Annotated in this window: 25 protein-coding genes; 11 read left to right on the forward strand and 14 right to left on the reverse strand. The window is 43.6% G+C overall.

All coding sequences use genetic code 11. The annotated features are described in order from the left end of the window. Nucleotides 1–18 precede the first annotated feature (18 nt). On the forward strand, nt 19–1,383 hold the full coding sequence (locus tag NF865_RS09815; protein ID WP_253304530.1) for a DEAD/DEAH box helicase: 1,365 nt from the start codon (nt 19–21) through the stop codon (nt 1,381–1,383). Here NF865_RS09815 and truA read toward each other — a convergent pair. Continuing rightward, a complete protein-coding gene (gene truA, locus NF865_RS09820; RefSeq protein ID WP_253304531.1) occupies nt 1,370–2,170 on the reverse strand; it encodes a tRNA pseudouridine(38-40) synthase TruA in 801 nt (266 codons plus the stop codon). The two genes, NF865_RS09815 and truA, sit on opposite strands and share 14 nt — an antisense overlap. Before the next feature lie 175 nt (nt 2,171–2,345). Between truA and NF865_RS09825 the strand changes: the two genes are divergently transcribed. Beyond that, a complete protein-coding gene (locus tag NF865_RS09825) occupies nt 2,346–2,492 on the forward strand; it encodes a hypothetical protein (RefSeq protein WP_253304532.1) in 147 nt (48 codons plus the stop codon). Here the strand turns inward: NF865_RS09825 and pheT are convergent. From pheT to tdh, 3 genes are all read right to left on the reverse strand, one after another. Then, nucleotides 2,471–4,153, reverse strand: a complete 1,683-nt coding sequence (gene pheT / locus NF865_RS09830; RefSeq protein WP_253304533.1) for a phenylalanine--tRNA ligase subunit beta — start codon at nt 4,151–4,153, stop codon at nt 2,471–2,473. The genes NF865_RS09825 and pheT overlap by 22 nt on opposite strands. Nucleotides 4,154–4,159: 6 nt before the next feature. Beyond that, entirely contained in the window at nt 4,160–5,671 is a 1,512-nt protein-coding gene (gene pheS, locus NF865_RS09835; protein ID WP_253304534.1) for a phenylalanine--tRNA ligase subunit alpha, read from the reverse strand. A 75-nt stretch (nt 5,672–5,746) separates the two neighbouring features. Continuing rightward, entirely contained in the window at nt 5,747–6,799 is a 1,053-nt protein-coding gene (tdh, locus tag NF865_RS09840; protein ID WP_253304535.1) for an L-threonine 3-dehydrogenase, read from the reverse strand. Nucleotides 6,800–7,097: 298 nt separating this feature from the next. Between tdh and NF865_RS09845 the strand changes: the two genes are divergently transcribed. The 3 genes from NF865_RS09845 (at nt 7,098) to hmgA (ending at nt 9,455) form a co-directional block, all read left to right on the forward strand. Next, the gene (locus NF865_RS09845; RefSeq protein WP_253305664.1) at nt 7,098–7,304 is read left to right on the forward strand and encodes a TRAM domain-containing RNA chaperone; all 207 of its coding nucleotides are present in this window, start codon (nt 7,098–7,100) and stop codon (nt 7,302–7,304) included. 141 nt (nt 7,305–7,445) lie between these two features. Further along, nucleotides 7,446–8,204, forward strand: coding sequence for a MinD/ParA family ATP-binding protein (locus tag NF865_RS09850; RefSeq protein WP_253304536.1), 759 nt, complete (start codon nt 7,446–7,448; stop codon nt 8,202–8,204). 27 nt (nt 8,205–8,231) lie between these two features. Further along, nucleotides 8,232–9,455, forward strand: coding sequence for a hydroxymethylglutaryl-CoA reductase (NADPH) (gene hmgA, locus NF865_RS09855; RefSeq protein ID WP_253304537.1), 1,224 nt, complete (start codon nt 8,232–8,234; stop codon nt 9,453–9,455). On the opposite strand, the gene NF865_RS09860 is transcribed toward hmgA, so the two are convergent. From NF865_RS09860 to NF865_RS09880, 5 genes are all read right to left on the reverse strand, one after another. Beyond that, on the reverse strand, nt 9,423–9,962 hold the full coding sequence (locus tag NF865_RS09860; protein ID WP_253304538.1) for a hypothetical protein: 540 nt from the start codon (nt 9,960–9,962) through the stop codon (nt 9,423–9,425). The genes hmgA and NF865_RS09860 overlap by 33 nt on opposite strands. Further along, on the reverse strand, nt 9,959–10,594 hold the full coding sequence (locus tag NF865_RS09865; RefSeq protein WP_253304539.1) for a hypothetical protein: 636 nt from the start codon (nt 10,592–10,594) through the stop codon (nt 9,959–9,961). The genes NF865_RS09860 and NF865_RS09865 overlap by 4 nt, the downstream gene beginning before the upstream one ends. A 57-nt stretch (nt 10,595–10,651) precedes the next feature. Further along, entirely contained in the window at nt 10,652–12,541 is a 1,890-nt protein-coding gene (gene gatE, locus NF865_RS09870; RefSeq protein ID WP_253304540.1) for a Glu-tRNA(Gln) amidotransferase subunit GatE, read from the reverse strand. Beyond that, entirely contained in the window at nt 12,541–13,860 is a 1,320-nt protein-coding gene (gatD, locus tag NF865_RS09875; protein ID WP_253304541.1) for a Glu-tRNA(Gln) amidotransferase subunit GatD, read from the reverse strand. Before gatD ends, gatE begins: the two co-directional genes overlap by 1 nt. A gap of 85 nt (nt 13,861–13,945) precedes the next feature. Beyond that, entirely contained in the window at nt 13,946–14,239 is a 294-nt protein-coding gene (locus tag NF865_RS09880) for a transcriptional regulator (RefSeq protein ID WP_253304542.1), read from the reverse strand. A 45-nt stretch (nt 14,240–14,284) separates the two neighbouring features. Here NF865_RS09880 and NF865_RS09885 point away from each other — a divergent pair, with 45 nt between their 5' ends. The 5 genes from NF865_RS09885 (at nt 14,285) to rsmA (ending at nt 17,770) form a co-directional block, all read left to right on the forward strand. Beyond that, nucleotides 14,285–15,472, forward strand: coding sequence for a tRNA pseudouridine(54/55) synthase Pus10 (locus NF865_RS09885; protein WP_253304543.1), 1,188 nt, complete (start codon nt 14,285–14,287; stop codon nt 15,470–15,472). A gap of 108 nt (nt 15,473–15,580) precedes the next feature. Further along, entirely contained in the window at nt 15,581–15,874 is a 294-nt protein-coding gene (locus NF865_RS09890) for a 50S ribosomal protein L21e (RefSeq protein ID WP_253304544.1), read from the forward strand. A 5-nt stretch (nt 15,875–15,879) separates the two neighbouring features. Beyond that, on the forward strand, nt 15,880–16,242 hold the full coding sequence (locus tag NF865_RS09895) for an RNA polymerase Rpb4 family protein (RefSeq protein ID WP_253304545.1): 363 nt from the start codon (nt 15,880–15,882) through the stop codon (nt 16,240–16,242). A gap of 77 nt (nt 16,243–16,319) precedes the next feature. Further along, a complete protein-coding gene (locus NF865_RS09900) occupies nt 16,320–16,946 on the forward strand; it encodes a DUF655 domain-containing protein (RefSeq protein WP_253304546.1) in 627 nt (208 codons plus the stop codon). A 2-nt stretch (nt 16,947–16,948) separates the two neighbouring features. After that, nucleotides 16,949–17,770 (forward strand): 16S rRNA (adenine(1518)-N(6)/adenine(1519)-N(6))-dimethyltransferase RsmA, encoded by an 822-nt coding sequence (gene rsmA / locus NF865_RS09905; RefSeq protein ID WP_253304547.1) that lies wholly within the window; start codon nt 16,949–16,951, stop codon nt 17,768–17,770. Here rsmA and NF865_RS09910 read toward each other — a convergent pair. Both NF865_RS09910 and NF865_RS09915 read right to left on the reverse strand, forming a co-directional pair. Next, complete coding sequence (locus NF865_RS09910; protein ID WP_253304548.1) at nt 17,760–18,389, reverse strand: ferritin-like domain-containing protein; 630 nt, start codon at nt 18,387–18,389, stop codon at nt 17,760–17,762. The two genes, rsmA and NF865_RS09910, sit on opposite strands and share 11 nt — an antisense overlap. A 131-nt stretch (nt 18,390–18,520) precedes the next feature. Beyond that, nucleotides 18,521–18,994 (reverse strand): ferritin-like domain-containing protein, encoded by a 474-nt coding sequence (locus NF865_RS09915; RefSeq protein WP_253305665.1) that lies wholly within the window; start codon nt 18,992–18,994, stop codon nt 18,521–18,523. 94 nt (nt 18,995–19,088) lie between these two features. Between NF865_RS09915 and NF865_RS09920 the strand changes: the two genes are divergently transcribed. Next, nucleotides 19,089–20,831, forward strand: a complete 1,743-nt coding sequence (locus NF865_RS09920; protein WP_253304549.1) for a radical SAM protein — start codon at nt 19,089–19,091, stop codon at nt 20,829–20,831. On the opposite strand, the gene NF865_RS09925 is transcribed toward NF865_RS09920, so the two are convergent. The 3 genes from NF865_RS09925 to NF865_RS09935 all read right to left on the reverse strand — a co-directional run bounded on the left by NF865_RS09925 (nt 20,824) and on the right by NF865_RS09935 (nt 24,463). Next, nucleotides 20,824–21,498: a hypothetical protein gene (locus tag NF865_RS09925; protein ID WP_253304550.1), complete on the reverse strand. Its 675-nt coding sequence runs from the start codon at nt 21,496–21,498 to the stop codon at nt 20,824–20,826. The genes NF865_RS09920 and NF865_RS09925 overlap by 8 nt on opposite strands. Before the next feature lie 51 nt (nt 21,499–21,549). Next, the gene (locus NF865_RS09930) at nt 21,550–23,352 is read right to left on the reverse strand and encodes an S-layer protein (protein WP_253304551.1); all 1,803 of its coding nucleotides are present in this window, start codon (nt 23,350–23,352) and stop codon (nt 21,550–21,552) included. Between the two features lie 286 nt (nt 23,353–23,638). Next, on the reverse strand, nt 23,639–24,463 hold the full coding sequence (locus NF865_RS09935; protein WP_253304552.1) for a hypothetical protein: 825 nt from the start codon (nt 24,461–24,463) through the stop codon (nt 23,639–23,641). Nucleotide 24,464 lies beyond the last annotated feature (1 nt).

The following is a 24,464-nucleotide window of genomic DNA, read 5'->3' on the forward strand; positions in this document are numbered from 1 at the left end:
AATGTCTTTTGAGTTGCTATGAAGACGGTAGTATTGAGAATTCCAGATAAATCCGCATTGGTGTATATTGAAAAGGCAGATCCTAAGGTATACTTCATGATATATGAAGAGTTAACTTACCGAAAAAGTTTCGGTAAATGGGAGAAGCCCGAAAGTTTGTATGATCCTCACACAAAATCCTTCCCCGTTGGTCTAATTCCCCGTGTAAAGCGACTTTTGAATTCAAAAGGATATAGGGTTAGGATAATTGATGAAAGAAAAGTTGAGGGGTTAGAAATAAACGCAACGTGGAACGAGGAGTATAAGTTAAGAAAATACCAAGAAAAAGCTGTCAAAAAGGCATTAAAGGCCGGCATGGGAGTTTTAGCACTGCCCGTAGGAAGTGGAAAAACAATAATCGGTTTGAGGATAATTTACGAGCTCAACCTTTCTGCCCTTATTGTTGTACATACAAAGGAACTCCTTTATCAGTGGGCTGAGAACATAAAGAAGGTTCTTGGGATTGAAGCTGGAGTTGTGGGGGACAACAATTGGGTAGAAAGACCCGTAACGGTAGCCATGATACAGACTCTTCTTTCTAGAGGCGTTGATAAGCTCCAGCTCCCATATGCGGTTGTTGTGTTCGATGAATGCCACAGAACATCAGCCGCAGAAAAGTTCTACGAGCTTGGGATAAGCCTGCCGCAAAAATATAGATTTGGTCTCTCTGCAACTCCATGGAGAAGGATTAAAGGGGAAGAACTGAAGATAGAGGGTGCGATAGGCCCCATAATATCCGAGGTTAAAGCTGAGGATCTGATAAGAGAAAAATTCTTGGCAAAGCCAAAGTTCAAAATAATTGACTACAAATCATCTATGCCATCTCTGGCAGAACGATACAAAGAACTTTACGAAGAAGTGATTATGGAAAATGAAGAGAGGAACAAAGCAATAGTTGAGACAGCATATAAACTCGCAAAACAAGGCCATAGGGTTTTAATAGACGTCAAGAGAATTGAACACGGGAAGATTCTTGTAGATATGCTTAAAAAGAAGGGCATAAACGCTGAGTTTTTGAGTTCCCAGAGCCCAAACAGATGGGAAATTCTTGAAAAGTTCAAGAAAGGAGAAATTAACGTTCTGGTGTCTACTCTGCTAAAAGAGGGAGTTGATATTCCGGAAATCTCGGCCATAATTCTGGCTGGGGGAGGAAAAAGCGATATAATGACGATCCAGACTATAGGAAGGGCTTTAAGGCCCAAAGGAAGGGACGGTGCGGTCATAGTTGACATAAAGGATGATGATCCCCTTCTCTTTACCCACTTTATAGAGAGGCAAAAAGCCCTGAAGCAGTATTATGGCAAATATTACGATAAAGAACTTGAAAAACTCATAAAGAAGTGAGCCAGTCCTCAAAAATGCTTGCCGTTATCAGGTGTTGGGCAAATTTTTCAAAGAATTCTTTTTTAGCCTTTTCAACTGCATAAGGATCCTTTTCAAAGGACACTCCCTCGTACTTGACTTCCCAGAGAACGAGGTTTTCTGGAGGGGCGGGTGGGAGCTTCCTAGCAACTTTTTCTTCCAGCATTCTTTTTACGTCTTCTATTGAAAGAACACCAGAAGCACAAAGTTTGAGAGCAGTTACTATTCTCCTAACCATCTCCCAGAGAAAGCTCTCTCCTTCAATTTCAACTACAATTACCTTTCCCTTTGGGAGTATTTCAATCCTATCTATTTTCCTTATCGGGTTTTTATCCTCTTCAATGCGTGCAAAGTTTGAGAAGTCATGGATCCCAACAAAAAGTTGAGCACATGCTTTCATTTTTTCAATATCAAACCCTTCGTCGATAAGATAATATCTATACACCTTTCCCTTGCTCCAGAACCTTGGATGGAAGTCTTCTGGAACTTGCGCCCTTCCCAAAACCCATACATCTTGCAGATGATGATTTAGAATTCTGGGGTACGTGAGTTCGGGTTTGGATGTGTTAAAAGCAATGATGTTTCCAAAAGCGGAAACCCCTCTGTCAGTCCTTGAAGCGCCCTTAAAATTCGCATCTTTCGGGTTTTCAATTATTCCTAGCTTTACTAACGCTTTAATTATCTCGCCTTCGACGGTTCTTACATTGGGCTGTCTTTGAAAGCCGTAAAACTTTCTCCCGTCGTAGGCAATTTTTAGAGCTATTCTCATGCCCGAAAATTTGAATAGGAGGTTATAAAAATATTACCCGTTAGCTTCCTTTACAAATATCAAGGTCAATGTGTCTATCCATTCTGCTAATTCGCGAATATCTTTGGAATTTTGACAATAAAAATAGGGCAAAAGCTAAAACCTCTACTCCATAAAAAGAATTGGAGGTGGGGAAATGGAGGTTGATATAGAAACAATGGAGTCCCTAATCAACTTTGATATCATGCTTACGTTGGCAAAGAAATTCATACAAAAGAAAAGTCTTTTTAACCCTTCCATATTCAGGAGAAAGAAAAGAGGTCAGAGAAAGCTTCCTTTGTAGAAAGGTCTTAGGAATATTTCAAAAGCTGCAACTGGCATCTCTATTCCCCAGTTTTCAAGCACCTGTGGGTGAATTTCTCCTATTATTCCAACGCTCTTTCCATTGACTATTATCTCCCCAACTCTACCTGGGATGAAAGAACCGTGTTCTATTTCTCTAAGCTCATATTCAGCACCGAGATGGCGCATTAGGCTGTCGAGGATTTCCTTTGCTTCTGTAAACGTCACTTTCGGATGTGCAAGTGCGACTGCAAGCTTGCTCTCACTGACGGTCTTTGTTTCCCTCTTTTCATCTATGAGAGTCACCTTGCCTACCTCAAAGATTTTCTGGGGATATTCTTCGTGGGTGTTCTGACTTAAGAACTCCATCAGGCTTGGAAGGAGCCATCTCCTTAATGCTGACCATTTCTGACTTATCGGGTTTTCTATTTCCACTATTTCCTCTTCGGGGATGTTCATCTTATCAAACTGGGCTTCTTTGTTCGTAAGGTTAAATGTCATGACCTCTTGGAGGCCAAAGCCAACCATGAGATCCCTTATTGCGTTTTCGAAGTCTACAAAATCATCTCCTTTTCCTTGGACAGCAAGCTTTGGCTCCTCCGGAGGGATGTTGTTGTAGCCGTATGCTATTAGGACATCCTCCAAAACGTCCCTCGCGTGCATTATGTCATCTCTGAAAGCCGGATACTTCAGCTTTGCCTTGCCATCGACGATTTCAACTTCGTACATCATGCGCTCTAAGAGGTCTTTTATATCTTCATCGCTTAGCTCTACTCCAGCAAGCTTCTTGATGTAGCTAAGGTCAACCTCGAATTCCTTAGGAGTCAAGTCGGGAGTCTCTATTTCAAAATCTTTGTATACTACTTTAACGCTTCTTATTTTTCCACCACGCTCAGCCAGAGCTGTTACAATGACGTTTAAAGCGAGCATAATCTTGTTAAGATCCCACCCGGTAATGTCTATGAAAATGCTCTTAGTCTCTTCCGTGACCTTTCCGTGAGTTTCGGAATTTATAACTGGAGGCATTGACAGGACGTTTCCTTCTCTATCAACAAGCAGAGGATAGTACGGTTTCCCTTTAATCAAGTGCCCGTATTCTTTCCCCTTTTCATGCTCCTCAAGTATTTCATCCGCACTCATTTCTCGGTCGCTGTTTAGGGGGATGAATCTTATTTTATCCGGCTCTACCGCTTTGTAATAGAAGGGAGGCTTGAGCTTGTCAAAGTCAAACGTTCCTATAGCGACTTCTCTCCTCCTTCTTCCAAAAGTGAGCGCTACTTTTTCCTGAAGTTGGATTATCTGCCTTAATGCTTCTTCGTCGAGTTCAAGATCCTCAACTATTGCGTAAACTCCATACGGTCTTATATCCTTCAATTTCTCATCGACATAGACAACAACATCGCTTTTTTCGATTTCATACTTCGGCAGTCCTCTTGCCATTCCAAGAGCCCACTTTACCTGTCTCGCTATTCCTTCAGCGCTCCATAGATCAGGTCTGTTGGTATCCTTAGCATCAGCTTTAAAGTATATTTTTCCTCCCTCTTCCCACACATCGTCAAGTTCACACTTTGCATAAAGGAAGAGATCTTCCCACTCCTCAACTGTGAACTCCTTCCCTACCAATCTCTCCAGGTCATGCTTGGCAACATCGAACTTCGGCATCCTTCATCACCACACCAGTTTGGCTTCTCTCAACCACTTTAGGTCATAGCTGAAGAGGTATCTTATGTCATCTATTCCGAGTTTGAACATTGCTAGACGGTCAATTCCAATTCCCCACGCAATTACTGGTACGTCTATTCCCAAAGGCTTCGTCATTTCTTCTCTGAATATTCCTGCTCCCCCAAATTCTACCCAGCCGAGCTCGGGGTGGTAGGCGCTCATCTGGACGCTCGGCTCTGTGAATGGGTAATAATCTGGAAGGAACTTAACTTTCTTTGCTCCAGCAATTTCAACAGCAAACCTCTTTAGTATTCCAAGGAGGTGTTTGAATGTTAAGCTTTCATCCACGACGAATCCATCAACTTGGTTGAATTCTATTAGGTGAGTCCTGTCCAAAACGTCGGGCCTAAAGACTCTTTGAATTGCAAAGTACTTGCCCGGTATTTGAACGCCTTTGCCGAGCTGTCTTGCACTTAGGGCGGTTGCATGTGCCCTAGGCATTAGTAACATAGCCATCCTTGGATCCCACTTGTACCCCCATCCCCTTGACCCGGTTGTCCAGCCGTGTTCGTGAGAGGCTTTAACTTTCTCCACGAGCTCTTCATCTGGGAGGGAGCCATATTTGGGGTACTTCAGCTGATACGTATCAGTCCAATCCCTTGCTGGGTGATTTTGAGGTTGGAACAGGGCATCAAAATTCCAGAACTGGGTTTCTATTAGGCTTTCTGCAGTCATCTCAATGAAGCCCATCTCTATAAGCTTTCTCCGTATCTTGTCAAGGAAGACCCTATAAGGCTGTTTCTTGCCGGGATAAACCCTTCTTACGGGAGCTTGAATGTTGAAGCGCTTGAACTCAACATTTCTCCACTCGCCACTCTTTATAAGTTCTGGAGTGAGAACAGATACTTCTTTCTTGAGCTCAAGACCCTTTTCAACGAGTTTTATTCCCTCTTCTGTAATTTCCACTTCTCTTTCCGCTTTGGTGTCTTCTTCTCCAATTTTTCTGCTCTTTAGCTCCTTAATCGGAACTAGTTGCTCAAGTTCTTTTGCTTCAACTTCTCCCTTTTCAGCAAGGAGCTTTAATGCTTTGTCAATTGGTCTCTCCTTAGAAAGGGCTTCCTTTCCTTTCTCAGTAACCTCAAGAATAAGTTTTCCGTCTTCTTTTCTAACAGAAGCCCAGCCCTCTCTCCTTAGGATTCCAATAATCGGCTTGAGCTCATCGTCACTCAAAACTTCCCTGAGGTCATCAAGAGAAACCTTGCCCCTTTCTACAAGCAGCTTTAAAGCTCTCCTCTCTGGGAGCCCAATTTCAGCGTATTTTTTCCCCAGCTCTGTTATTCTTACAATTCTCTTTTGTCTTTCATGAAGCTTTGCGAGCCCTTTACTCTGGAGCCAGAGGACGGCTCTCATCACTGCTACTTGATCAAGTCCAGTCTCTTTAACGAGATCCTCAAATTTTGCCTTTTTCAAATCTTTGAGCTTGATGAGAGTTAATTTTTCTTGATAGCTTAATTCCATTACCAACCCCCCGAAAGAAGTCTTGCTGGAGTTACTTAAAAATTGCGGTTTCAAGGTTAAAAAAGATTAGAAAAATCAGCGCTTGTTGGGGAAGAAAACAACCTTGCCAGTTTTTCCAGCACGCATTAGTTCAAAAGCTTCCTCGAACTTATCGAATCCCTTGTATTTGTGTGTGATTATTGGATCTAAGTTCAGCTTTCCGCTTCTAAGGAGGTTGGAGACTGTATACCATGTCTGCCATAAATGCCTTCCGGTGATTCCATGGACTTCCAGCGCTTTAAAGATAATGAGGTTGTTAACATCAAAAGTTACTTCCCCCGGGAACAATCCGAGAAGGCTGACTCTCCCTCCCGGAGTGATTGCTTTCAAGCCTTGTTCGAGAGCTTTTGGAGCACCGCTAAACTCAAGAAAAACGTCAACTCCATTGCCATCCGTTAGATCTTTGACCTCTTTAACAACGTCCTCCTCCATCGGGTTTATAACAACGTCAGCACCTACTTTTTTTGCTAATTCCCTTCTGAAATCACTTGGTTCGCTTACTATTACCAGAGAAGCCCCGCTTGCCTTAGCCACCGTTATGCCCAAAAGGCCTAATGGCCCGGCACCTGTTATGAGAACAGTTTTTCCAGAAATTGGCCCGGCTAGAACTGTATCAACGGCATTGCCTAAAGGCTCCTGAAGAGTCGCGTATTCTGGAGGAATCTCCTTGGGATTTTTCCACACATTTTGGGCTGGAACAATTGCATATTCCGCAAATACCCCATCTGTATCTACTCCAAATATCTTGGTGTTCTGGCAAACGTGGTAGTTGCCAGTTCTACATTGGTAGCATTTTCCACAAACTATATGAGTTTCTGCAGAGACGTAGTCGCCTATTTGAACATCCTTTACTCCCTTACCAACTTCTATAACTTCTCCAGCGACCTCATGCCCCATTATCTGGGGAGGCTTTATCCTGCTTTGTGCCCATTCGTTCCACTCGTATATGTGAAGATCACTCCCACATATGCTGGTTGCAAGAACCTTAATGAGGACTTCTCCTTCTTTTGGCTTTGGAACATCAACTTCAACAAGCTCGGCACCGTAAGCCGGCTTAGTTTTCATAATAGCTGTCATTTTTTCGCTCATAGTTAACCATCTCCACAACGGGTTCGTTAGCATTAATATCTTCGCTGTCTTTTGATATAAGCTTTTTTGTCTTCGTAAAATATCGCTATTATAAAATACCATGGTTTCATTGATAAAATATGTTTCGTTGTTCCTTGACTTCAATTTTCAATGGAAAGGACAGAAATTAAGAAACAAAAAGTTTGAAAAAGTTATGAGACTACCAAAAATTTTAAATACCTCTACTATCACAATTGAGATTGCAGATACTTGCTTGGTGGTGTCTGAATTGGAGGATAGGAACTTTGGAAAGAAGAGGATGGACAGAAGAAGTCTGAGAGTGCCTCCAGTTAAAGTTGGGGAAAGATACAAGGTGAAGATAGAAGCCCTCGGAAAAGGTGGAGATGGGATAGCAAGAATTAAGGGCTTTGTTATTTTTGTCCCAAACACAAAAGTTGGGGACGAAGTGGAGATTGTTATAAACTCTGTGAAACAGAAGTTTGCATTCGGAGAAGTTCTCGGTTGAGTTTTTCTTTCTTTCTCCTATATCCTATTGTCTTACGAAAATCTTATATTTCCTTCTGTTAATAACTGTAGTGTGTTCATTGCTGCAGTTATTTAGAAGCGTTATCTCTACCTTAAAGATTTACCTAAGGAAGTGTGAATAATGCCGGTTATAATTGTTACCGGGAGAGGAGGAGCGGGTAAAACCACAACCACGGCAAATTTAAGCGTTTATTTTGCTCAAAAAGAGTATAGGGCTCTGGCTATAGATGGCGATCTCTTCTTACCCAACCTCGGGTTCCATTTTGCCTTAGAAAATGTTAATTATACCGTTCATTCCCTTCTCAAAAATCCTGATATTGATCCAGAATGGGCCATTTATAAACACCCAAAGACTGGAGTTAACGTGATGCCCGGGAGTACTAGACTGCAGGATGTAATAGGCATCTCACCTAAACGATTGAGAGACATTGTTGAGCAAATGAAGTACAAGTTTCCGGTAGTCTTTGTTGATTCTCCTACTGGGATTCCGTTTGATACTCTTCCAACTTTTGAAGTTGCTGATTACCAAATAATAGTTGTTGAAATTGAAAGATCGCCAATTTATTCCTTTGAAGCAATGGTTGAGAACGAAATCAACAAGCTTAAGGCAATAGGTGAGGAATACGGGCTGAAGATTGCGGTAGTGCTAAACAAGGTCAGGGAGTCAGAAGAGATTATAGAGCATATAGTAGATGAAATCACTGAAAATGTTGGCCTACCGGTTGTTGGGGTAATACCGTTTGATAAGTACGTGCCGGAATCCATAAACGTTGGAATCCCAATACTCGCATATAAGCCAAGGAGCGATGCTGCTATAGCGTTTTATGAATCTGGAGAAATATTAGAGGAATGGATATTTAAAAAGATTAAAAAGATTTGAAAAATCTCTTTTGTTGGGGGTATGAATATGAACTTGGAAGAACTTATCGAAAAAGTAGCCAATGGAGAGATTAAGCTCCATCAAGTAGAAAAGTACACAGGAGACAAAAGGCTTGCAACTGAGGTAAGAAGAAAGGCCCTCGAAAAGAAGTTGGGAATATCGCTCGAAAACATCGGGCATTACTCCATTGACCCTGAGCAGGTTATCGGAAAAAACATAGAAAACATGATTGGAGTCGTTCAGATACCCATGGGAGTAGCGGGGCCTTTAAAGATAAATGGGGAATACGCCAAGGGCGAATTTTACATCCCTCTAGCAACAACAGAGGGAGCGTTAGTTGCGAGTGTTAACAGAGGATGCTCAGCTTTAACAGCCGCAGGCGGTGTGAAAACAACCATAATAGATGACAAAATGACAAGGGCTCCTCTTTTGAAGTGCCCTGATGCAAGGAGGGCGAGAGAAGTCGCCCAATGGGTTGAGGAGAACCTTGAATACCTCCAAGAGAAAGCGGTTTCCAAAGTAACAAGGCACGGAAAACTTAGGGGAGTTAAACCCTACATCGTCGGCAACAACCTCTACCTGAGGTTTGAGTTTGAAACCGGAGATGCAATGGGCATGAACATGGTCACGATAGCGAGCGAAGAGATAATGAAGATAATAGAGGAGCACTTCTCGGATGTGAAGTACCTCGCCCTATCGGGCAACCTCTGTGTTGATAAGAAGCCCAACGCGATGAACTTCATCAACGGAAGAGGAAAAACCGTTATAGCTGAGGCTGTTGTTCCAAGGGAGATAGTCGAGAAGAAGCTTAAGACCACGCCAGAACTGATAGCAGAAGTAAACTATAGGAAAAACCTCGTTGGTTCAGCCCAGGCTGGAAGCTATGGCTTTAATGCACACTTTGGGAACATAGTTGGAGCTATATTCTTGGCAACAGGCCAGGATGAAGCCCAAATAACTGAAGGTTCTCATGGAATAACCCTTGCGGAAGTAACTCCCGAAGGGGATCTCTACATAAGCATAACAATGCCGAGCCTTGAAATTGGAACAGTTGGTGGGGGGACAAGGGTTCCTACGCAAAGGGAGGCATTGAGCATCATGGGTGTCGCTGGCGGAGGAGACCCACCTGGAACTAATGCAAAGAAGTTTGCAGAAATCGTTGCGGGTGCAGTATTGGCAGGAGAGCTCTCCTTATTGGCGGCAATAGCAGCAAAGCACTTAGCAAAAGCACACAAAGAGCTTGGGCGCTAGTCTTCTTATCTCATTCTTTTTAGCGATTCCAACGCTGAGAGCGGGATTTTTCGTATAGTTTTCTTTTTTCCTTTCTACTGGTTTAACTCCCTTAAACGGCAGAATTGAGAAAGGATAGCTTATCAAAAGTACCATTAAAAGCACTAACACTGTAGTTAGGATTAAAGAGAGTAGATAATCCCAATAGCTCTTAGCTTCTGTAAAAACATCGAACTCGAGGTCATCTTCGAGCTCGCTCTTTTCTGAAAAAAGGTAGAACACTCTATTCAACTCTCCCTTTACCTCCAATATTCCAATATGCTCACTCCCATACAAAGAATCTGCGAGACTTTCCAGAGTATAGCATTCCGGATCTATGAGTCTAACTGGTTTTATTCCGAGAGATAAGAAGCGTTTTTCAAGGGCTTTCAAAGTTTCTGCGAGGGAAGAATCAAACACTACAGAGTATGCACATCTTCTGGGTTTTTCGGACTTTGAGCTTGGGAAATAGGGAAGTAAAACTCTCAATCCTCCCAGCTCCTCTTTCTATAGCCTTTTTTAATGCTCTGAAGTGCAAAGATAAAAAACAGCACGAAAGTTACAATGTTGCTGAGCTGGGAAAAGTCAATGACATCTTCAAGTGCTAAATAGCCAGCCACAAATGCCAAAATTCCCAAAACTGCTTCTATGACAGTTAGAACTACTTCAAATGTGCTCTTCTTGTCTATTTTGCCCTCAGCAATTTTTTTAAATATCTCCTCAAGAGAGGAGTCCTTTTTAATGAGAAATACTATGTACTTGTCCCTATTTTTGAACTTAATCCTCTCCTCGCTCGGCACGAGATAAAACCAGCGGTTCATTCCATCCGTTAGCTCAACAACATAAAGCCTGTTTGCCTTCGAGAAAAGATTCTGGGCATTCATTAGAAGAGTATACTCATCGGGATTTACCACCCTGTTGAACGTTTTTCCCCTAAAAAGCTCTTCAACTTCTTTGGCTTTTTCGCTTATAAGCTGATCGGGCTTCAATTTTATGAGAACATAGACTAACTTCTTTTCCTTTTTTGGAGGAGTAGTCTTTTTCTTTACTTCCTTTTTGACTTTACGCCTTTCTTCCTTAGACTTGCTTGGGATTATAATCGGGCCTGGAACAAACGTCATATTTCTTCCCGGTTAGAATAGGTCTTCGAATCTTAAAAAGTTATTGAGAAAAAGGAATTAGGAGCTGAACTCCTGAATCTTTTTCCTTACGAGCTGGCTTACAAGCTTTCCATCGGCTTTTCCCCTAAGCTTCGCCATTGCTCTTCCCATGAGCATTCCCATGGCCCCCATGCCTTTGGCCTTCACGACGTCTATGTTCTCCTTAACCACTTCCTCGACTATCTTTTCAACTTCCTCTTCGCTTAGCAGTGTAAGCCCTTTCTCCTCCGCAACCTGTAGGGCTGTTTTTTCTGGATGCAGTGCGAGTTCCTTGAATATCTCTTCAAAAGCCTCTTTTGCTATTCTGTTGTCGAGGAGAAGCTTAAAGGCGTCTTTTATGTGTTCATCAGTAATGTTCTCAATTGGGACTTCTTTCTTGAGTCCCTTGAGCACTACAACAAGGACTGAAGCTGCCAGAGATGGCTTAACGCCCATTGCTATGAGTTCCTCAAAGAGCTCGTCCCTCTCGTCATCCACGAGGGTCTGTGCCAAGCTTTTGTCTATGCCGTATTCTTTAACATAGCGCTCCACTCTCGCCTGTGGATACTCTGGAAGGTTCTCCAAGATTTCTCTCTTAAGCTCTTCACTGATAAATATCGGCGGAATGTCTGTTTCGGGGTACATTCTGGCTTTTCCTGGAAGGGGACGCATGTATTGGGTGTTTCCATCTGGCAATGCCCTTCTAGTCTCTTCGGGGACACCTCTAATGGCTTCTTTTGCTCTCTGGAGGACTTCCTTAAGGGCTTTCTTTGCAACATCTTCTTCAGCCGCGACCAGAACAAAGGCATCGAGCTCTTCGAGGTTAAGCCTTTCAATAACCTTATTAACTTCCTTCTGCGTTATTCCGTAATTGGGCAGCTCATCAATGTGGAATATTCCCTTCACGTATTTCTTGGCTCTATCTGCCATTTCTGTGCCAAGCCTTCTTCCCGGCTGGATCTCAAAGCCTATGAGACCCCTAAACTTTGGAAGCTTAACGGCCAAGACTTTGCCTCCATTTTTCAACGCTCTGGCAATTATTTTTGAACCAGTGTTGCTGAAGATGTCTGTCACGTCGTAGAACTCCTCTTTCAGCTCCTCTTCCTTTGCTCCTCTTTTTTCGAGTTCCTCTTTAATCTTTAGAAGGTTGAGCTGTCTCTGAACTTCGCGCTCAATTATGAGGGGTATCATGTCAAGCTCCTGAACACCTTTAATCTCAATCCTTGCCCCACCTTTAATGGAAACGTTCAAATCCTGTCTTATGGTTCCAAGTCCACGTTTTACCTTGCGCGTTGCCCTTAGAGCGTCGCCTATGAACTTTGCCACTACTTTTGCCTGCTCCGGGTGGTGGATGTCCGGAGTGGTGGCGATTTCAATTAGGGGAATTCCTAAACGGTCAAGTCTGTATATTACTTTCTTGTCCCCTTGCTCTACAATCCTGCACGCGTCCTCCTCTAAGCAAATCGTTGGGATTTCAACGCTTCCCCATGGGGTGTCCACTTTGCCGTTAATGCCAATTATAGCAGTTCTCTGGAATCCGGATACGTTAGAACCGTCTATGACGATTTTTCTCATAAAATGGACTTCATCAACTGGGGTAGCATTTAGGAGATAGGTAATCTGAAGGGCAACTTTCAATGCCTCTTCATCTGGCAAGTGAGGCGGTTCCTCGTCCATATACACCAAGTCGCTGTATTTGTAGTTCCCCTCATAAACAAAAACCCTACCTTTTTTGAACTCCTCAAGTGCAGCTTGGTCAATCTCTCCGAGTTCACTCATTGTAGGCCTCAAGCGGCGCTCAAAAGTAAAGTCTACATCTTCATAAAGCTCACTCGGCACAGGTGAGAAGAGTTTTTTTGTATCCAGCTGCCTGTGAATTTCAAGACCAACTTTTAACCCGAGTGCTTTGTAATCAAGCTCCATCTTCATCACCTCAAATAAGTGTCAAACCTTGTGTAGGGAGTTACCTCTCCAGCATAGCTAGTCAGCATCATCTTTCTAACTTCCTCAAGGTTTTGCGTCTTTCCGAGAACCCACATAAGCTTCACGTAAGCAGTTTCTGGGAGCATGTCTTCACACGGTATAACTCCAGCCTTAAGGAGCTTTCTTCCCGTGGAATAGACGTTAAGGTTGACCCTACCGTAGAGGCACTGGCTCGTCATACAAACCACGATGCCCTCTTCAACTGCTCTCTCTATTTTGGGGATTATATCGTTTGGAGTGTGACCCAATCCAGTCCCCTCGATTACGATTCCTTTGTAGCCTTTATCGACCAAGAAGTCTATAATCTCTCCACTTATGCCGGGATAGACCTTTATTAAGGCCACTTTTTCTTCAAGCTTGTCATCTACCCATACCTCGCTATCCCTTCTCTTTCTGTAGTCGTCTCTCAGGTATTCCACCCTTCCATCGTACCAGATTTTTGCTATGGGGATGTCGTTTATGCTTCTAAAGGCATCTCTCCTAGATGTGTGCATCTTCCTGACCTTTGTCCCTCTATGTGCTAGGCAGTATGTGTCGCTCGTTTCTCCGTGCATTACAACGGCAACTTCACCAAAGTCCTCGACTGCCATTCTGGTGGAGCATATTAAATTCATCGCGGCATCACTTGAAGGTCTGTCGCTGCTTCTCTGAGCACCGACAAAAATAACGGGCTTTCCTAAGTCCCTAAGCATAAAGCTCAACGCCGCTGCAGAATATCCCATTGTGTCAGTTCCATGTCCTATTATAACTCCGTCTTCTCCACTGTTGAGGGCCTTAGCGACCTCATGAGCTATCTTTTTCCAGTATTCGGGTTTCATGTCCTCACTCATTATATTGAAAAGGAGCTTCGGTGTTATGTTTGCTATTTCAAAAATCTCTGGGACGGCTTTTGCAAGCTCCTCAGCGGTAAAAGCAGCATGAACTGCACCAGTTTTGTAATCTATTTTGCTCGCGATGGTTCCACCGGTTCCTATTATGGTAACGTTTGGAAGTCCCGGCTTTTTGGGTAGGACTTCTTTGAAAGAAACCTCTTCCCTTGGCTTGGCTTTTTCTAAAACCCTCACTTCAACTATCTGGTCAATTAAAATTCCCACATTGTATCCGTTGTCGAGCTTTATTGTAAGTGTCTCCCCTTTCGAAAGCTCATATGGGGGCATTACAAGACCCCTGTGGGTAACTCTCTTCCCGTTTTCCTCCTCGACAACCTCAATGTAATCGCCAATTTCAATCCCTTTTTCCTTCATGAAAAGTTCAACTTTCCTCATAGCGAAACCTCCTTTCACAAGTTTTAGGCTAGATGGAGTTGATTAGGGGAGATATAAACATTGTTGCCAATCTCGAGGGCAACCATTAGCGAACCTCAATTTTGAACCTCGGCTCCTCGATCCATTCCGACCTGCACTTTGGACATTTTCCTGGAATTTTGATCTCAGGCTTAAATACGAAGCCACACTTTTTGCACTGGGCTGGCTGAATAAGGAGAACTTTTCCCTCACGCTTTACGATGTTGGCAATTGCCTTTAGGTCTTCGAGAATTACCTTCTTGCTTCCTTTGCCCCTCATATCAAGGAGTGCTGCAAGTTCGCTTACGCTGTAGTCTCTCTCCTCCAAAAGCTTTATTATCTTCTGCCTTCTCGTCATCATAAGGGAAAGTTTGAAAGAACATTAAAAAGCTTAAGGGTGCGGGAGATGATAGTAGAAAAAGCCGAGAAAGTTCTTGAAAAGTACAGGCTTTGCGACCACTGCCTCGGCAGGCTCTTTGCAAAGCTTGGCAAAGGCACTAACGAGGAGCGCGGGAAGGCGGTGAGATTTGTCCTCAATATGGAGCGCTCTGCGAGAGGTCTGGAACCTATAGCGGAGCCAGAGGAGTGTGAACTCTGTCACAATGTCTTTGATAGAATCCCCGAGTTCGTGGAGATGATGAAGAAGGCAAGCGAAGGGATAGAATTTGAAACGTTTCTCGTTGGTTCCCGCTTCCCTGAAGAGATTAGAGAGAAAGAAAAGGCCATCTGGGAGGAGTTCGGTATTGAGACCGCCGAGCCGATAAACAGGGAGTTCAACCGCGAGCTCGGCAAGGCCTTTGGCCGAGCTACCGGAAAGGAAACTTCAAAAGAATCGGATGTCGTTTTCATCGTGGAACCGTTCTCAGGTAAGATTGAGCTCCAGATTAATCCTGTCTACGTTTATGGCTGCTACAGAAAGCTCGTGCGCGGAATTCCTCAGACGCCCCTTCCAGACTTCGAAGAGAGCGTCGCCTCAATAATCTGCAGGGCGTTTTCGAAGGCCTTTGGAGGGAAGTGCGTCTTTAAAGGTGCTGGAAGGGAGGACGTTGATGTAAGGATGCTCGGCAACGGGAGGCCCTTCATAGTTGAAGTCAAGAGGCCGAAAAAGAGGAAGGTCGGCCTCAAAAAAGTTGCGGATGAGATAAACGCGAGCGGGAAGATAGAGGTTCTCAACCTGCACTTCGTTTCGGCGAAGGAAGCCGAGGAAGTGCTCACGAAGAACCATAGGAAGGAATACCTCGCACTCGTCCTCGTCGAAGAGGGTGTTACTCCCGAGGAAGCGGAGGAAGTTGCGAGAAAGCTCACTGGCCTTGAGATTTACCAGAGAACCCCCTGGCGCGTTAGAAAGTCAAGGGCTGACAAAGTGAGGGTAAAGAGAGTATACGAGGCTGAAGCAAGATGGATTGATGAGAAGCACTTTGAACTCCGCCTTGTTACGGATGGAGGGTTATACATCAAGGAACTCATATCCGGTGATAAGGGGCGCACGAAGCCCTCTGTTAGTGACCTGCTCGGGAAGAAGGCGTGGTGTGAGAAGCTTGATGTCCTAAATATCCTGGACGAAGACGAGAGTGAAAACTTTATAAATGGTTGAGCGCATGAGTGTATGGTAATTGGGAAAGACCCGTAGTTGACAATAAAAGCGTGTTCCTGGACGTATAAGGTGTTAAAATCCCTAAATAAGCTCTGAGAGGTGATTGAGATGGTTCAAAAAGCCCACACAGTTAGAAGGAAAACTAGAGGTAAGCTTAGCAAGTCACCAAGAAGGAGAGGTCTCCCTCCACTTACAAGGTTCCTCCAAGAGTTTGAAGTTGGTCAGAAAGTTCACATAGTGATTGAGCCAAGCTACCACAAGGGAATGCCAGACCCAAGGTTCCATGGAAGAACTGGTACTGTAGTCGGAAAAAGGGGAGACGCATATATAGTCCAGCTCACCGATGGTGGTAAGCTCAAGACGTTCTTTATCCACCCAGTTCACTTAAGACCCCAGAAGTGAGGGCTATGATAGGGCGCAAGAAGCTTAAGGAGGAGTACATTTCAATTCCAGAGGCAAAAGAACTGTTGCTTAAGAGAAAGGAAGAAGGTGCTAAAGAGAACCCAGAAGAGCCAATATTCTATGAAGCAAGGGTTAGCATTGAACATGCTGAGAAGTTTTCAAAGCTCCCAGCAGAAAATGCAAAAGAGTTAAGGAAAAAGCTAACAGGGCTCTTTGAATGGCTTGACGAAAGGATGGCGACAAAAATTGTTGACATAATGCCAGAGGACTACTTCGACATAAGGGTTATCTTTGCCAAGGAAGAACACATGCCCACCAAAGAAGAGGCAGAAGAAATACTCAAAATCTTGGACGAATATAGAGAATAAGCCCTCTCTTCTTCTTTTTCAAAATTTCTCGAAAAGTATTAAAAGCCTTAGACTGTATATTCTTGGGGGGAGAGACCATGGATTATTATCGTAAGAGACATTCCTATGCCCAAAGCACCGATAAAAAGAAGCGTCATGTGGAGTATGAGGAATACGCCTATGTATTAGATTACCTTCCTACCGGTTATCTCGATCTTGAGCATCGGAATTTTAGGGAAAACAAGCCTATAGCACAGGTTATTGGAGAAAAGGCTTTTACCTTGCTTGAGGTAATTCCGAAGACAGACCTTATGCTGTATGAGAGAGTCTTCGTTGGAAAGGGGCCGAGGGATAAGATATTAATGATAACCAGAAAGCTTAATTATGACGATTTAACTCCAACTGCGAAGGCTGAGCTTCCATATGTCCTTGAAGAGATTGTAAAAACCAACGAAGAGCGTTTTGTGAAGTTTTTCAACGTTGCTCCACCGATTACCAACAGACTTCACAGCTTAGAGCTGCTTCCAGGAATAGGGAAGAAACACATGTGGGACATCTTGGAAGAGAGACAAAGAGAGCCATTTAAAAGCTTTGAAGACCTTAAGCGCAGGGTAAAAGGGCTCCCAGACCCAGTAAAGATGATAGCGAGAAGAATCTTGGACGAACTTGAAAACAAAGACAGATACAGGCTTTTCGTTGGTTCAAGAAGAATATTTAGGGAGTAGAGATGAACTCCAGAGTCTTTTTTCTAATTTCTAAATACAACCTAAGACCTAATTCTGATCTCGGGCAAAATTTTCTGATAGTTGAAGATGTAATCAAGAGAGAGGTTGAAAGAGCGGAGATAAAAGAAACCGATACTGTTCTTGAAATAGGGCCCGGGTTAGGCGTGCTTACCGATGAACTTGCTAAAAGGGCTGGAAAAGTTTACGCCATAGAGAAGGACTCACGGATGGTTGAAATTTTAAAGCGGGAGTACGACTGGAGTAATGTGGAAATCATAGAAGGAGATGCCTTGAAAATTGAATTCCCGGAATTTAACAAGATAGTGTCAAATCTGCCCTATCAGATTTCCTCTCCAATAACCTTTAAGATTCTAAAGCATGATTTTGAGAGGGCTGTGCTCATTTATCAGCTTGAATTCGCTCAGAGAATGGTAGCAAAGCCTGGGAATAAAAATTACTCCCGCCTTTCCGTCATGGTGCAGGCGAAGGCAAATGTAGAGCTTGTTGAGAGGATTGGCAGAGGGGCATTCTATCCAAAGCCAAAAGTTGATTCTGCGGTAATAGTGATGGAGCCTAAGTCCAAAGACGAACAGATCAAGCTAAATGAAAACCTCGTGAAAGCACTCTTCCAGCACAGGAGAAAACTGGCAAGCAAAGCCCTGAAAGATTCTCACCACATGCTGGGACTAACAAAGGAGGAATTCAAGAAGTTTAAACCAATAATCGAGAGAATTCCCCATGCCAACAAAAGGGTCTTTCAGCTATCTATAAAGGACATAAAAGATATTGAAGAATTCCTCCGAAATGAGGGCCTTATTGATTAGAAACTTCCCTTTTAGCGGTAGGTAATTTTTTAATTATTTTGAGTTTGTCGTAACGCTCTTCTTCTCTCTTTGCTAACCACTGGGCAAGTTCCCTTACCTCTGGATTTTCTGCTGTATTGGAGACATATTCGCAGATTTCTTTAGCGAGTTTTTCATTTTTCATTAAGATATCAATAAGATGCTCAAGCCTATCACTCTCAAGGAAATACCTTAGGGTTTCTTCGGTTAGAGTAGCTTTTATGGATGGAAGATCTACTGAAATAAGTTCTTTCCCTGGGAAGATTCTTTTGTAGAATTCAAGAAGTTTCTCGGCATGTTTAAGGTTCTCTTGATAGAGCTGGTAGAAAATTTTAGGGAGCTCTTCACTCCAGCTCGTTTCTTTGCTCAGCTCGTATAATCGGTAATATACCTCTGCGTCTTCAACTTCGGCTTTTATCTTGTATGATATCAGTTCTTCAGGGGTCATATGTGGAAGCCTCTCAAGACATTTTTGAATAATACGACTAACAGAGGAAGATACTTCTGACACTATATCACCTCTTTTAAAACTTGAATTTGGAAATATAAAAACATGATGCCCAATTTTTAAACTTATTTCCAACTCTAAACTTCCAAACATGGGGAGTTATCCAAAATATGCCCAAAACCCCTTATCAAGATTCTATCTAAAGGTCATTTCTTCAGGATTCTCTCCAAAGAGCTCCACGTAGAGCTTTCTCAACTTTTCGTAATGCCCTTTTTCAATATCTGCTAGCCAAATAAGGGTATAAGGGTATCCTTTATTTCTTCATCGGTAGTTTGTTTCGATAAGTATTCATAGACGTCGCGTGCAATCTTCTCCGTCTCCATTAGGTGTTCAAGGATTCCCCTGAGTCTTCCATGGTATACCAGATCCCTCAGTTGCTCCTCAGAGAGCTCTACCTCTAGGGCAGGGAGATCGACCATAATAACTTCCTCGTTTGGATACGTAGTACGATACAGCTTTAGCAGTGTCTCGGCGTGCTCCAAGCAATCTTTGTACATATCCAAGAAAAGCTTTGAAACCTGCTCGTCCCAATTGACCTCTTTGCTCATTGTGTAGAGCCTGTGGTACATCTCTGCTTCCTTTACCTCCTGATCCATCCAGTACGCAAGGAGCTCCTTGGTGCTGAGCTTCAATATTCCTTCTAAAATCTGTTTGAATTTTAACTTTTCTTTCTCAGTTTTAAAGCGCTGATGTATCATATAGTCCACCTATGTGTATAATGGTACTCCTGGCATTTATACCTTTTGAAAGAAATGCGATTAGTTTTTAAAAGACATAGCAGACTCATTCATGATGATAGTTGCGATAATAGATGGATATACTGATGAACCAGCAGGACTTGGAGTGCCACCCTATTTGGGAATCTACCCTAGGTATGCTTATGGGGCAATAAAAAAGGCTAGAAAAGATGCTAGAATATTCTACTTGACAATCGACGACCTGCGCTTTACCTTTGAGGGCGAGCAGGGGATAAAAACGAAGAATAGAACGCCCAATGTTGCAAAGGCGAGAGAAATCCTCGAGAAAGCTGATGTGATTGTCTATATCGGCGGCTTACATACTCCGGGCAAATACCTTTCTGCGGTTCCTTCTCAAGTAGAGGAGGTCGCACAGTTTATAAAGCCTTTTAAGGGCAGTAAAATTCTCGGCGGGCCCGCTTTTATGGGCTCTGCGCATGAAGGCGGAACCAGAGTAGGGTCAAGAGAGCTTATGCTTGCCCAGAGTGTTTTTGACCACATAGTTTATGGCGACTTGGAGGCCTTTCTCTACGATTTTCTAACGAATCCTAAAGATGCAAACCCCTTCCGCTTTAGGAGTTATTCCGAATTGAGGGACTATGCCCTTCTTGGAGCTGAAGTCGTAAAGCAGTTCCCAGATTACCCTGATTTTGTTATAGTGGAGATTGAAACCCAAAGAGGATGTCCTAAGGCCGCTGGTATAGGGGGCTGTAGCTTCTGTACGGAGCCAGTTAGGTATAAAACAATTGAAGACCGTCCAATTGAGGACATCGTCAAGGAAATTGAAGTGCTCTATAATCTTGGTGTGAGGCACTTTAGAATTGGCAGGCAGAGCTGCATCTTTTCGTATATGGCAAAGCCAAATGGCAGAGTGCCCATCCCAAATCCAGAAGCCCTTGAAAAGCTCTTCAAGGGAATTAGAGTAGTAGCTCTGGAAGTTAAAACGCTCCACGTGGACAATGCAAATCCTGCAGTGATAGCGAACTATCCAGAGGAAAGCATTAGAATAGCGAAGACGCTCATAAAATACGGCACTCCCGGGAATGTTGTTGCCTTCGGGCTTGAGAGTGCCGACCCAAAGGTGGCAAAGCTCAACAACCTCAATTCAACCCCTGAGGAAACTTATGAAGCCGTGAAAATTCTAAATGAAGTTGGGGCAAAGAGGGGCTACAACGGCATGCCCTTGCTGTTGCCGGGAATTAACATCCTCTTTGGCCTTCCTGGAGAGACTAAAAAAACCTATGAGCTCACCTACGAGTTCTTGAAGAAAATCCTTGACGACGGCTTACTGGTGAGGAGGATAAACATAAGACAGGTCGTTGTATTCCCGGGAACGCCTTTGTGGCGCATGAAGGATAAAGTCAAAACTGAAAAGCACAAGGCCCTTATAAAGCACTACAAGTACAAGATAAGGCATGAGATAGACTACCCAATGCTGAAGAGAGTTGTACCAGTTGGGACAATTTTGAGGGAAGTTAGGGCTGAGGTGTTTGACAATGGCTTAACATACGGCAGGCAGATAGGGAGCTATCCCTTGATAGTGGGTATTCCTAAAGAGGTAGAATTGAACAAGTTTTATGACGTCCTTATCGTTGATCACGGCTTTAGGAGCATAACCGGGGTACCAATTCCCATAAACGTGAACAAAGAAAGCTCTAAAGTTTTGAGCTATCTTCCGGGAATTGGAAAGAAGAAGGTTGCGAAGATCCTGGCAAAAAGACCTTTCAAAAGCAAAGAGGAGTTTTTAGAGCTGGTAGGTGAGAGAAGAGGAATGTATAAAGATATTGTGGTCACTTGACCCTTGAGGCTATAATGGTCTTCAGCAGTAAAACCTCTGCAAAGAGAGTTCGCTCGCTGGTGGCTTCAAGGACCATGATTCCTTCCTTTGGGGAGTATATCCTGTCTACCTTTCCTCCTTCTGCAGGCCCCTTCAACAGGACGAGGAGGTGTTTTTTGTCCCCCATGAGTCCAAGTCCAATTTTAACCTTCTGGATGAACCCCAAAGATGTAGTATGTATTCTTTCAACATCGGCTTGAGCTCTCGCCATAGACTCATTCTCATCGTATCCTTTTTCCTTGTAGTACCAATACCTATTTGCGGTAAACACAGGCGATAACACCGCCGCAATCTCGGTTACGGTTCTGGTTCTCCATATGCATACATCACCGAGGGCTTTGGCATCGCACTCTCTAAACATTGGGTCCCCGACTATGAGGGTCATGCTTTCATATACCGTCCCTCTAAGTGTTAAGTTCAAATCCAAAAAGGGATCGCCGGTATTGTAACTTTCAAGAGCGATTCTATACTCAACCCCGTTGTATGGGACTTTAACAAGGACTCTCTTCAAAGGTTCTTTATCTGGATAAACCTTATCCGAAAAATTGGCATATCCATAAGCAAGGACTCCCAAAGGAGCAAGCACAACAACAATCAAAAGAAACATTGCAGCTAATTTTTTATCCAATGTCAAAACCTCCAGAAAAGTTAAATTTAATTAAAAAGAAGGAAAAAGACTTCAGAGCTCAGCCAAGTACTCCATGAGCTCCTTGGCTGCTTCTCTTGTGGCATACCTGTCCTTACCGGCAACGATAAGGACGTCGTACTCGCCGAAGACGTCCTCAAGGTACTCGATGTCACCGTCGCTGTTCTCCCAGTCGACTGTGCTGAGTCCTTGCTCGACGAGATACTTGGTGATTGCGTTTGCGACTGGTCCACCAACGAGGATGAGGTTGCTGTCAACTGCGTTGACGTCAATTTCATCGTCGAGGACTGTGATTGGCTCTGTTGGTGGTACTAAGGTGACTTCGGTGTAGGTCTCGCCTTTGATGGCCTCGATTGTCCATCCCTCAAGCTTGTCACCGACTTTGAGCTCCTTGGTCTCATAAACTCTCTCTGTTGGCTCGATGACAATCAAAGCTTCTGCAGTCATTAGCTCGTCTTTCTCGTCGCCGTCGTCGTTAATGTCGTAATCAACATCAGATTCATCTTCAGTGTATGTTTCAAGTTTGTAGTAGACCTTGTACTTTCCTAGCACATCTACAGTCTTCTCTTCGATGTCATCAGCATTGCTCAACTCTATCCACTTAATGACTTTTTTGTCTTCTGAGTCAGTTCCAGTTGTAATAGTTGCTGTCCATCCTGATACAAGCTCGTCACCGCTTTCAATTTCCTTCTGGTTCGTTACGACTTGTATTGTTGCTATGAGGTTTCCGTCGATACCGACGAATGTGTCGGTAAGGGTTAGGATTATTCCTCCGTCGTCAAAGACGTCTTTCTCCTCATCCTTGTAGAGGATTACGAGCTTGTCTACTCCCTCTGGGCTTGTAACTTCTACCAATGCTCTGTTCTCGTTAACGCTTATGTCAACGGCCTTAACCTTATAGCCGTCGTAGTCCTTTGTATCACCAAGCTTGAACCAGACTTCACCGTGATCCTTACCGTAGGTGAATGATTGGTCGCCAATGTCCAACACATAGTAAGTGTTGCCAAGAACTGTGAATGACTCTCCCTCGTGAACTCCTTCATAGACATACCCTTCAAATTCTACTGTAACGTCGCTTGGGTCAACATCGTACTCATCGGCGATGTCCTCTACATCTGGTTCATCGTCATCAATAACGTTGAAGCTCTCCGTCTCTGGAATTCCCCACTGGTCGTCTTTTCCAAGGTTAACTTCAACTGACCAGTTTGAGATTGTGTAGTTCAATAGAACCTTAAACCCTCCTTCTGGGATTAAGAGCTTTGCCTCTTTTGGTGGCTGGGCAATGTCATCTTCTTCCTCCCAATCATCTGGTTCAGTTGGGATTAGGTGTATCTCACTAAGTGAGAAGTCCCAGTCAATTTGGTAATCTCCTTCGAGTGAATCCATGTCTTCGACTTCGTAGTTCCATGGGTCGTTTTGATATGCAGCTACCCAGTCATCATATGAGCCGTTGTAGGCGCTTCCGTTCCACCAGTAGTCACTTGGCAAGTCGTCCCAGTCTTCAGCAGTTATGGGCCCGTTGACTGTTTCATAGAAGTACTTGTATATTGTGAGGTCTTCTGGATCGTCTGTTACGTCCTTCTTAACTACAACACTAACTCCGCTTGCTTCAACTTCCTCGGATGTGTAGAGTAAGCTTCCAACTGCAAGGGCAATGTCAGCTGCGCTGGCAACATCCATAGTTGATGGGGCGTTTGCACCGACTACGATTTTAACGTTTGGTTTTCCATCCTTAACGAAAAACTCCTTCCCTGGCATTGTAGCACTTGCATATCCAAGGGTTGCTCCAACCATTGCGGCACCAACGGCGAGGGCCGCGATCTTTCTTACTTTCATCTCTTCACACCTCCAATACCTTGTAGGGGCCAAACCCCTAACTATGGTATTCTTCAGTAGCTTTATGTAGCTTAGGGTTTATATACTTTTCGCTTTCAGACCCTTTCTAACGATTAGAGAAGCTTTATTTTTCCTCTGATGGCTAAAAGTGGCGTTTACCTAATGCCTACAACTTATTCGCCTTTTGCCGATAATATCCCAACAACGACCGAAAAAGAAAGTAACACTTCAACCAGCAATAAGGGATTTTGTTTATAAAGCTTTCTCCTAAGAGTAAAATAAAGGCTCAGGAGAGCCCAAGCTTGAATGTGTCAGCTTTTATAAGTTTCTTCCTGAGGGGTCTGTGGATTAGCTCGTGGACAAAGCCTCCCAAATCAGTGAGAGCGTTTTGAAGTTCCGTCGCGGAGATGTCCACTATCTCGGGCTCAATTATTGATATTGCAACTGGAGCGTATTTTGCCGTTAACTGGAAGAGAACCTCAAAGGGAGATATCAGCTCACTCGCAACAAGTGCATATATTCTATCATCTCTTTCTTCTTGAACCTTTACGAGGATTTTGTTGATTCTGCATCCCTCATAGTTGAACGCCTCCAGCATGGTTTCTTCTATGCTCTCCTTGTCCTTTCCAAAGGTCTCTATAACAAAGCGATAAAGAATTTCTTTGCCGTCGATTATTAGTTCTTCAATCTCCTCTCTGCTGTAGCCAACTTTCGGCTTTGGAATCTTATCAAGCGGGGGATAAGCGACGAGGGGTCCGAACCTATCCATGAGCTTGCCCATGAAGAGTGAAATCTCACCAAGGATCTTCATTAAGCTTTTTCCATCTATCTCAAGCTTAGCCGGTGAGACTACTTCCACTATTGCGGGGGCGTATTTCATTGTTGCCCTAACTATTTCCTCAAAAGAGCCTTCCAGCTCTGCTTCAACCATGCTTGAGTATTTGAGCATCTCCTCTTCAGGGTTTTCGAGGACTTCTTCCGCTATTATATCCCCAACTTTTACACCAGTTTCGTTCTTTAGGGATTTTACAATCTCCTCAACAGCCCTTTCCAAAGCTTTCTTATCGTTTGAGAGGGCTTCTATATAAAATCTAACCTTCATTGTCGTCATA

This window comes from Thermococcus aggregans (assembly GCF_024022995.1).
Classification (GTDB): domain Archaea; phylum Methanobacteriota_B; class Thermococci; order Thermococcales; family Thermococcaceae; genus Thermococcus_A; species Thermococcus_A aggregans.

Bases quoted from the DNA above. Each gene is read 5' to 3' on its own strand.
- NF865_RS09930 (WP_253304551.1), bottom strand. From the start codon at position 23,352: ATGAAAGTAAGAAAGATCGCGGCCCTCGCCGTTGGTGCCGCAATGGTT.
- NF865_RS09895 (WP_253304545.1), top strand. From the start codon at position 15,880: ATGATAGGGCGCAAGAAGCTTAAGGAGGAGTACATTTCAATTCCAGAG.
- NF865_RS09815 (WP_253304530.1), top strand. From the start codon at position 19: ATGAAGACGGTAGTATTGAGAATTCCAGATAAATCCGCATTGGTGTAT.
- gatE (WP_253304540.1), bottom strand. From the start codon at position 12,541: ATGAAGATGGAGCTTGATTACAAAGCACTCGGGTTAAAAGTTGGTCTT.
- pheT (WP_253304533.1), bottom strand. From the start codon at position 4,153: ATGCCGAAGTTCGATGTTGCCAAGCATGACCTGGAGAGATTGGTAGGG.
- NF865_RS09865 (WP_253304539.1), bottom strand. From the start codon at position 10,594: ATGACGTTTGTTCCAGGCCCGATTATAATCCCAAGCAAGTCTAAGGAA.
- NF865_RS09850 (WP_253304536.1), top strand. From the start codon at position 7,446: ATGCCGGTTATAATTGTTACCGGGAGAGGAGGAGCGGGTAAAACCACA.
- hmgA (WP_253304537.1), top strand. From the start codon at position 8,232: ATGAACTTGGAAGAACTTATCGAAAAAGTAGCCAATGGAGAGATTAAG.
- NF865_RS09900 (WP_253304546.1), top strand. From the start codon at position 16,320: ATGGATTATTATCGTAAGAGACATTCCTATGCCCAAAGCACCGATAAA.
- NF865_RS09915 (WP_253305665.1), bottom strand. From the start codon at position 18,994: ATGATACATCAGCGCTTTAAAACTGAGAAAGAAAAGTTAAAATTCAAA.
- gatD (WP_253304541.1), bottom strand. From the start codon at position 13,860: ATGAGGAAAGTTGAACTTTTCATGAAGGAAAAAGGGATTGAAATTGGC.
- NF865_RS09825 (WP_253304532.1), top strand. From the start codon at position 2,346: ATGGAGGTTGATATAGAAACAATGGAGTCCCTAATCAACTTTGATATC.
- truA (WP_253304531.1), bottom strand. From the start codon at position 2,170: ATGAGAATAGCTCTAAAAATTGCCTACGACGGGAGAAAGTTTTACGGC.
- rsmA (WP_253304547.1), top strand. From the start codon at position 16,949: ATGAACTCCAGAGTCTTTTTTCTAATTTCTAAATACAACCTAAGACCT.
- NF865_RS09920 (WP_253304549.1), top strand. From the start codon at position 19,089: ATGATAGTTGCGATAATAGATGGATATACTGATGAACCAGCAGGACTT.
- tdh (WP_253304535.1), bottom strand. From the start codon at position 6,799: ATGAGCGAAAAAATGACAGCTATTATGAAAACTAAGCCGGCTTACGGT.
- NF865_RS09880 (WP_253304542.1), bottom strand. From the start codon at position 14,239: ATGATGACGAGAAGGCAGAAGATAATAAAGCTTTTGGAGGAGAGAGAC.
- pheS (WP_253304534.1), bottom strand. From the start codon at position 5,671: ATGGAATTAAGCTATCAAGAAAAATTAACTCTCATCAAGCTCAAAGAT.
- NF865_RS09885 (WP_253304543.1), top strand. From the start codon at position 14,285: ATGATAGTAGAAAAAGCCGAGAAAGTTCTTGAAAAGTACAGGCTTTGC.
- NF865_RS09890 (WP_253304544.1), top strand. From the start codon at position 15,581: ATGGTTCAAAAAGCCCACACAGTTAGAAGGAAAACTAGAGGTAAGCTT.
- NF865_RS09845 (WP_253305664.1), top strand. From the start codon at position 7,098: ATGGACAGAAGAAGTCTGAGAGTGCCTCCAGTTAAAGTTGGGGAAAGA.
- NF865_RS09935 (WP_253304552.1), bottom strand. From the start codon at position 24,463: ATGACGACAATGAAGGTTAGATTTTATATAGAAGCCCTCTCAAACGAT.
- NF865_RS09910 (WP_253304548.1), bottom strand. From the start codon at position 18,389: ATGTTTGGAAGTTTAGAGTTGGAAATAAGTTTAAAAATTGGGCATCAT.